The organism is Clostridium sp. MSTE9 (genome assembly GCF_000277625.1).
Lineage (GTDB): Bacteria > Bacillota > Clostridia > Oscillospirales > Acutalibacteraceae > Faecalispora > Faecalispora jeddahensis.
In genome coordinates, this window is the sequence record NZ_AKFU01000001.1 from 35,052 (window position 1) to 41,721 (window position 6,670).

At 44.6% G+C, this 6,670-nt stretch carries 12 protein-coding genes and 1 tRNA gene; 8 read left to right on the forward strand and 5 right to left on the reverse strand.

What is annotated here, in order from left to right:
- Window positions 1-146: 146 nt before the first annotated feature.
- A complete protein-coding gene (locus tag HMPREF1141_RS00180; protein ID WP_009059726.1) occupies window positions 147-863 on the reverse strand; it encodes an HD-GYP domain-containing protein in 717 nt (238 codons plus the stop codon).
- Window positions 864-1,025: 162 nt separating this feature from the next.
- On the opposite strand from HMPREF1141_RS00180, the gene HMPREF1141_RS00185 reads away from it, so the two are divergent.
- Window positions 1,026-1,102, forward strand: a tRNA-Arg gene (locus tag HMPREF1141_RS00185).
- Window positions 1,103-1,271: 169 nt separating this feature from the next.
- On the forward strand, window positions 1,272-1,553 hold the full coding sequence (locus tag HMPREF1141_RS00190; RefSeq protein ID WP_009059704.1) for a hypothetical protein: 282 nt from the start codon (window positions 1,272-1,274) through the stop codon (window positions 1,551-1,553).
- Between the two features lie 15 nt (window positions 1,554-1,568).
- Here HMPREF1141_RS00190 and HMPREF1141_RS17225 read toward each other — a convergent pair whose 3' ends face one another.
- Window positions 1,569-1,958 carry a hypothetical protein gene (locus HMPREF1141_RS17225; RefSeq protein WP_155863424.1) on the reverse strand — a complete coding sequence of 130 codons (390 nt, stop codon included), beginning with the start codon at window positions 1,956-1,958 and terminating at the stop codon, window positions 1,569-1,571.
- Between the two features lie 55 nt (window positions 1,959-2,013).
- Window positions 2,014-2,427 (reverse strand): hypothetical protein, encoded by a 414-nt coding sequence (locus tag HMPREF1141_RS00195; RefSeq protein ID WP_009059709.1) that lies wholly within the window; start codon window positions 2,425-2,427, stop codon window positions 2,014-2,016.
- A gap of 154 nt (window positions 2,428-2,581) precedes the next feature.
- Between HMPREF1141_RS00195 and HMPREF1141_RS00200 the strand changes: the two genes are divergently transcribed.
- The 4 genes from HMPREF1141_RS00200 to HMPREF1141_RS00215 all read left to right on the forward strand — a co-directional run bounded on the left by HMPREF1141_RS00200 (window position 2,582) and on the right by HMPREF1141_RS00215 (window position 5,253).
- Window positions 2,582-3,193, forward strand: a complete 612-nt coding sequence (locus tag HMPREF1141_RS00200) for a TetR/AcrR family transcriptional regulator (RefSeq protein WP_009059702.1) — start codon at window positions 2,582-2,584, stop codon at window positions 3,191-3,193.
- Window positions 3,194-3,328: 135 nt separating this feature from the next.
- Window positions 3,329-3,481 carry a hypothetical protein gene (locus HMPREF1141_RS17230; protein ID WP_009059708.1) on the forward strand — a complete coding sequence of 51 codons (153 nt, stop codon included), beginning with the start codon at window positions 3,329-3,331 and terminating at the stop codon, window positions 3,479-3,481.
- 182 nt (window positions 3,482-3,663) lie between these two features.
- Window positions 3,664-4,089 carry a VOC family protein gene (locus tag HMPREF1141_RS00210; protein WP_009059662.1) on the forward strand — a complete coding sequence of 142 codons (426 nt, stop codon included), beginning with the start codon at window positions 3,664-3,666 and terminating at the stop codon, window positions 4,087-4,089.
- A gap of 456 nt (window positions 4,090-4,545) precedes the next feature.
- Window positions 4,546-5,253, forward strand: coding sequence for a hypothetical protein (locus HMPREF1141_RS00215; protein ID WP_155863425.1), 708 nt, complete (start codon window positions 4,546-4,548; stop codon window positions 5,251-5,253).
- A gap of 40 nt (window positions 5,254-5,293) precedes the next feature.
- On the opposite strand, the gene HMPREF1141_RS17235 is transcribed toward HMPREF1141_RS00215, so the two are convergent.
- Entirely contained in the window at window positions 5,294-5,464 is a 171-nt protein-coding gene (locus tag HMPREF1141_RS17235) for a hypothetical protein (protein WP_009059667.1), read from the reverse strand.
- Between the two features lie 92 nt (window positions 5,465-5,556).
- Between HMPREF1141_RS17235 and HMPREF1141_RS00220 the strand changes: the two genes are divergently transcribed.
- The gene (locus tag HMPREF1141_RS00220) at window positions 5,557-5,781 is read left to right on the forward strand and encodes a helix-turn-helix transcriptional regulator (RefSeq protein WP_035316310.1); all 225 of its coding nucleotides are present in this window, start codon (window positions 5,557-5,559) and stop codon (window positions 5,779-5,781) included.
- Window positions 5,782-5,880: 99 nt separating this feature from the next.
- On the opposite strand, the gene HMPREF1141_RS00225 is transcribed toward HMPREF1141_RS00220, so the two are convergent.
- A complete protein-coding gene (locus tag HMPREF1141_RS00225) occupies window positions 5,881-6,108 on the reverse strand; it encodes a hypothetical protein (protein WP_009059686.1) in 228 nt (75 codons plus the stop codon).
- 257 nt (window positions 6,109-6,365) lie between these two features.
- Here HMPREF1141_RS00225 and HMPREF1141_RS00230 point away from each other — a divergent pair.
- Window positions 6,366-6,670: transposase (locus HMPREF1141_RS00230; RefSeq protein WP_009059682.1), on the forward strand; the 305-nt coding region annotated here is incomplete at its 3' end.

The following is a 6,670-nucleotide window of genomic DNA, read 5'->3' on the forward strand; positions in this document are numbered from 1 at the left end:
CTTCAATTATACCATAAATAATCAAGTGCGCTAATGAGAATATGATCCATTCCCGGAATCAATCAGCCGACAATGCTTTTTCAGGCTTTGAAAGCTTTGCTTCGGCTTGTGCTGGAAGATAATAATAGCGTACCGAATCGGGCTTTTCAATCGCCAATGCGCCCCGTGGGAATCCGGTAATCCTTTTCCCAGATCAGGATCGTCAAAGCGTCTGCGGGCGCGGCGTCGTAAAGCGAGCGGCGGGAAAGCTCCGCCAGAGCGGCCTCCGTTCCGGGCGCGGGGCGGTAGGGCCGGTGCGAGGTCATCGCTTCAAACACATCCGCCACAGCCAGAACACGGGCCTCCGGCAGAATCTCGTCTGCTTTCAGCCCGCGCGGATAGCCGGAGCCATCCATACGCTCGTGGTGCTGCCGGATGATCTCTGCCAGCGGAGTGAAAAAAGAAATGTCTTTCACCATCTGATAGCCGGTTTCCGCGTGGGTGCGGATCAGCGCCATTTCCAGCGGGGTGAGGACGGTAGGCTTTGTGAGCAGATCGCCGGGGATGCCGATCTTGCCGATGTCATGAATCAGTGCGGCGCGGCGCAGCAGATCGCACCGCTCGGGCGGCCAGCCCATTTCCAGCGCGATATCGGTGGACAGGCAGCTTACCCGAAGCTGATGCCCCGCGGTGTAAGGGTCTTTCTGTTCGACCATGCGGGCCATCACCAAAAGGGTGTCGTCCATCGCCTGCTCCAGCAGGCTGGCTTTTTCGCGCAGCTCCCGATGACAGCAGAAGGATCTGTTTTCTTCGGGAGGGCCGGTGATCACCTGATACAGGGTTCCTCCGCGCCGGGCAAAATGGGGGGATTTTGGGAATTGCATAGCGGCTTCTCCTTTCCATAGCTTGTTTCATTGTATGCGCCGCAATGCCAAGGTTTGCCCGGCAGTTCGCACGCGCGGAAAGGAATTTTCGGGTTGTGAAAAAATCGAAGGACAAGGATTGCATAACCGGAGCGGTTGTGCTATACTACTATGGTAATATTTCCGCCCGTGGCGAAGCTGGATATCGCAGCAGATTCCGATTCTGAAGGCCGGGGGTTCGAATCCCTCCGGGCGGGCCAGCAGGCTGAGCCTGCACGCAAGACGCGCTCCTCACCATGTGTGAAGCGCGTTTTGTTTTACGCCCACGTTTCAAACTGCATCTATTTTGAGCTAATGACACAATTTTAGCCTAATTTCTATGTTATATTTACATAATCAGATTATTTATAATAAAGGAGGAAAAAGGGAGTGGAATATTCAGCCATTGCATTGGTATTGATTGCTGGACTGTTGGCATATAACGAAATCTTAGCCTTAAAGAAAGAGATTAAAAATCAAGAAAAGCGGCTAAATCAATTAGCAAAACTGACAGGTCATGAAGCTTTGTCTTCTCAATGGATTTCTGATGAATTAAAAGAGCAGATAATTCAGCTAAAACGAGACGGGAAAGAAGTAGAGGCCATTAAAAAAGTTCGTGAACAAACCAAAATGGATTTAGTAGAAGCAAAACAATATGTTGACAACTTGTGATAAAAACATTTGCCGTCAGCAGATTAGGCGCATAGCTTGAAGCCTTTTCATATAAATTGAGAAAAGCTGTGCCTGCATCTGTTTTGTACTGATGACACATAGAAAACACAGTTTAGCCTTTCTGGTTGGGCTGATTTTTTTTATGATTGAGCGATTCTTAGCGCGAAAGCACATTGCTGCCTTGAGCGCCGAACCAGCGGGCTTGCCGCCGCAGGCGCGAACGGCATGAATGCCCGAAAGGGTCTGAGCGTGAAGAAAACGTGCCGGTGGCACATTTTTAGCGAGGAGCGGCGCAGCGGCTGTGCTGTAAGCCGGAAGGCGGTGCAACCGCCATGAAATTCTTTCGGGTGGGGCACAAAAAAACAACATGTTAGGATTTGAACCTACATGTTGCTTTTTTTGCATACAAGTTCACAAGCTGGAACACACGCCGAACCGCAATAATAGAAACGGTTGTGTCTTATTTCGTTGATTGGTTTGATCTGAATAGTAAAATGCTGCCCCAAATACCGCCCAACAGCAAAACCTCGAAAATACCCAGAATATGAATCATATAGGCAAGAGAAAAATTCTGTAATAATGAGATCAGATGGTTAAGTCCCAACAGCAAGCAGAGAACCGTTGATTGAAAAGTTAGTATTTTCATATATTCCAGACTTTCTTTTATCAGTGCCGCAATAATTGCCCCAATAATACCGATGTTCCATAAGGCGATTTCACGCTGCCAACCGATACTGTTTTCCCAACTTGTAAATTGTCCGCTTAAATTGGGCAAAAAAAATTGCCAGACAAACGCGCCGCCACAAGCAACAAGCATGAATATAAGATAAATTTTGTAATGCTTCATTGTAATTCTGGTTTTGGGCTGTTTCATAGTATCTCCTCTCTAAACATGAAATTTATTTCATATTTAGAGTATATCTCTTTCTACCGGTGTTGTCAAAGAAATGTGAAATGTTTTTCATGTTTATTGATTTTGGCACGCTTTTATCATATAATGGTCTTGAAATAAAGATAGGTGGGGCGAAATGGCAAAACAGGAAATTAGGGAACCAAAACAAAAGAGGTCCATAGAGAAGAAGCAGAGTATTATAAGGGCGAGCTACAAGCTTTTTAGTGATAAAGGCTACTATAAAACCAATACAGCGGAAATTGCGCAAGAGGCTAGTGTTTCTACAGGGATTGTATATAGTTATTTTCAAGATAAAAAAGGCATCCTTTTAGAAGTGGTTAAGTTCTATATTTCTTTACTGGAAGAGCAGTTTCAGCCCTTGCTGTGTGGCCCTGTCAATAAAGAAAATATGCCTGACGTGATCAAAGAGTTTTTGGATATTTCCATTTCATCACATACAATGAATGTCGAAGCCCATAATGAGTTCTTGGCTCTGTCACTGCTTGAAAAAGAGATATTTGTTTTATTTAGTGATTTTGAAAATTCTGTATTATCAAAGCTTTCTATATTATTGGTGGGTGCGGGATTTTCAAAAACGGATTTGCTTGAAAAATTGAGAATTTGTTATGGCATAGTGGAACGGGTGTGCCATGATTCTATTCAGCGAAAACAGACGCCGGAAGAATTAGATACTACAAAATCACTTGCCATTCACATCATAGTCACTCTATTGAACGATACGATTTGAATGCTTTTCTTTTCGATTAAAAGCTGCATCTGTTTTGTACTCATGCACAAAGAAATAGGATGTTTTATCGATACGGTGGTACTTGTATTCATCGATCAATCGTGGAAAGTAAATAGGATAATGGAGGTGTCTTTTGTGTTTGAAATAATTGCGTTTTTGGCAACCGTTATTGCAGGTTTATTTGCAGAGGCAGTGGGCGCAGGATCTCATATATCCGGATGTGGCATTATCGTTGCGGTTGCCACTATGGGTGCGTTTATTCTGTGGTCGATCAGACATAAAGAGTAAGAAACCTTTTTTCAGCGAGGAGCGTCGCGGCGCTGGGCCGCAGGACGGCAAGCGGTGCAGAGCTGTGAAATCCCGGGCGGGCTATAAAGAAGTCGATTCTGAAAAGAATGGACTTCTTTTATTTTATAGGGTAGAATGATAAAAAGGATTTTCATTATTTGTATGATCGGAGGGTTAACGTTATGGATGATGAGCTGAAAATCAAAATGAGCGCATTTACACTGGACTGCAAGGACCCGAATGAATTGGCAAAATTCTATGCGGCGCTGCTCAAATGGGAAATACCGTTCTATGATGAGGAATATGCAGTCGTGGGTGCTCCGGGGACAAATCAGGGAGCATACCCCGGTATAACGTTTCAGCGGAACCCGGAGTATCAGCCGCCTGTATGGCCCGAAGAGCCGGAAGCTCAGCAGCAAATGGCGCATATCGACTTTGCAGTGAATGATTTGGAAAAATCGGTTGAATATGCAATCCACTGCGGGGCAACAGTCGCAGAGAAACAATTTTCTGACAGTTGGACAGTGATGTTCGACCCCGCCGGACACCCTTTTTGCCTGTGCCAAATGAAGCATGTTTTTGAGAGCCCCCATTTTGCGCTGCTGTAGAAAGCTGCGAAGCGGAATGGTATGAGCATGACGCGAATCTGTCCGGGTATCTATATTCACCTGACTTCTTACCAGACTGAGTCTGGACGCAATTCGCGTTCAGGCTCTTTTCTTTTTTCTTTCGTGAAAACAAACAACTTGTAAATGAAAAACTCAAGCAAAATACCGAATGTTAATTGACAAACAAAGCAGAATGCCGTATCATGTTAGCTATAGCTAACATGATACGGCATTCTGCCGGCAACTGCTGATAAGGTAAGGAAGGTGATAAACTTGTACGTACTGGATTACGTGAATAACGTTTTATGGCTGGGGGTCCCTGACCTGATAAAGGGACTGGTTCTATCCATTGTATTTCTCTTCATTTTTAAAAACGCCATCCGAAAGCACAGTCTTATTTTTTACATTTATCCCGGGCTTTTGTTTTTATGGTATTGTACATACGGAATCTTAAATTTGTTTAACGTGAATCTGTACGAAATGATAGGGGAAACCGTTTGGTGGACGATCCTTTGGTTACCGCATTCTTACGCATTGGATACCGTGATCGGAATCGCGTTTATTTTGATTGTCATGTTTATCGGGGTACTGCCGAAATGGGAATTTGTAAGGCAGCTCTATACCATCAGAAAAGAGATGTCGATTATCGGGGGACTCATTTTAATCGGTCATGGGGTAATGAGGCTCCCCACCATGAAATGGGCCTGGGAGAATATGAAAGAAATGAACGGGTTCCTCGTCTTTTCGTACGCAATACTGGGCGTTGTTTTATTGGTGCTGATTTTCATTCCATGGATCACATCGTTCCACTTTGCGAGAAAACGGCTCACTCCCAAGGGCTGGAAAAAGCTGCAGACTTACACAAGCGTTCCGTTAATGATATTGATCTGCGTTTTTGGAATCGCGATCAATTTGGGATGGGGCTTTGCTATCCTGCCAGGCTTCGGTTCCTCCCTGTGGGACACCCAAACGGCCGCGGACGGTACGGCTGTGTCGAATCTTTCTCAGGGCTATCAGGTGGCAACCGCATTTTTATCCGCCAAGCTGTATTTGGCTTTGATGGTTGTGTATATTTGGCTGAGAAGAAAGAAAATAAAGAAACAATCCCAGCCGGTGAAGCAGGTTAAAATACAGGAGAAAACCGATCTGGTAAACGTAAATTAAGCGGCTCAACGATCAGGTGAAAAAAGGGCATGGATTGGAATCATTTCTGATCCGTGCCCTTGTTTTTTTCTGTCGGCAACGGAACAACAACCAATTCTGCCTCCGGCGAAGAAATCAATTGCTCTTCACATTCACATTGTGCCGTCATCAGAATACGGATCGCCTGTTCAGATGCTCTAAACATCGTCAAATACATTTTTTTATAGTCCACTGTAATCTCACCCCATAAATATTATAGAGTTTATGACACTAAAAGTCAATAGAGTTATGAACTCTATAATATGCTGTAACTGGGTGATGATAATGAAGTATCTTGATCGAATTCGCGCTTTAAGAGAAGATAAGGACTTGACGCAAACAGATATAGCGAATCTTCTGAATATTGGTCAAAAGACATATTCGGACTACGAATTGGGAAAAACGAGGATTCCCCTCGACAGCATGCTGGTGCTTGCAAGATTTTACGATGTCAGTATGGATTATCTGAGCGGGGCCAGCGATATCAAAACTGCATATCCCAGAAAATAATGAAAATGCTGCTTACCGGTGAATCCTTCGGGCGGGCGGAAAATAAAAACAGGGCCGGGGTTTTATATAAAACCCCGGCCCTGCTGCGTTTCAAACAGATCACATGCTTTTTCCGAAATGCTCCATCGCCTTTTTAAACTCATCCACATACTCAGGCTTGATCAGTTCAAGGATTCTTTTTCCGCTTTCGGCAAGTGCATCGGCATCAAAGGCGCCCGCCTGCTGCTGCGCAAAGTTTTCTTTCAGCAAAGCAGATAATTCGGCTTCTTTTCCTTCCCGTGCACGTTCAAGAATCCAAGTGAAAAATTGATTTTGACCTTTTTCCATGACAGGTTCCCCTTCCTCGCGTTTGGTCATTATGATGCCCCAAAAGCAAATGGGTATCAAGGGCCTTTCCATTTTCAAAAGCAGGGAACTGCTCTGATCTGTCACTTTAGCTGTGTTTTACAGGCACACTTCTTGGGATTCAGAAGGAAAAACCGCCCAGTCTGTTTGAAAAAAGATTAGCTCTGTGTATTTATAGTGCACTTAGAGCCTATCCATAAATTAAAACAAGGTGTAAAATAGGGACTGGTGAGAGAAGAATGAAAGAGAAGAAATCTTATCAGTCATGGACAATATCGGATGAGTTTTGGGAAGAAATCAAGGATAAGATACCAGTAAAAAAGCGGGACCCGCAGAAAAAGTATAAACACGCACCCGGACAAGGCCGTCCTCCGATACCGCCAAGGAAAGTGCTGGAAGGGATTTTTTACGTATTACGCACAGGATGCCAGTGGAAGGCTGTTCCCAGAAAGTACGGCTGCGCGAGCAGCATTCATCGGTATTATCAGGAGTGGGTGGCTGCCGGCTTTTTTGAAACGATTTGGGCGATGGGTCTTACAAAATA

Bases quoted from the DNA above. Each gene is read 5' to 3' on its own strand.
- HMPREF1141_RS00195 (WP_009059709.1), bottom strand. From the start codon at position 2,427: ATGAAACAGCCCAAAACCAGAATTACAATGAAGCATTACAAAATTTAT.
- HMPREF1141_RS00210 (WP_009059662.1), top strand. From the start codon at position 3,664: ATGGATGATGAGCTGAAAATCAAAATGAGCGCATTTACACTGGACTGC.
- HMPREF1141_RS00225 (WP_009059686.1), bottom strand. From the start codon at position 6,108: ATGGAAAAAGGTCAAAATCAATTTTTCACTTGGATTCTTGAACGTGCA.
- HMPREF1141_RS17225 (WP_155863424.1), bottom strand. From the start codon at position 1,958: ATGCAAAAAAAGCAACATGTAGGTTCAAATCCTAACATGTTGTTTTTT.
- HMPREF1141_RS00180 (WP_009059726.1), bottom strand. From the start codon at position 863: ATGCAATTCCCAAAATCCCCCCATTTTGCCCGGCGCGGAGGAACCCTG.
- HMPREF1141_RS00220 (WP_035316310.1), top strand. From the start codon at position 5,557: ATGAAGTATCTTGATCGAATTCGCGCTTTAAGAGAAGATAAGGACTTG.
- HMPREF1141_RS00200 (WP_009059702.1), top strand. From the start codon at position 2,582: ATGGCAAAACAGGAAATTAGGGAACCAAAACAAAAGAGGTCCATAGAG.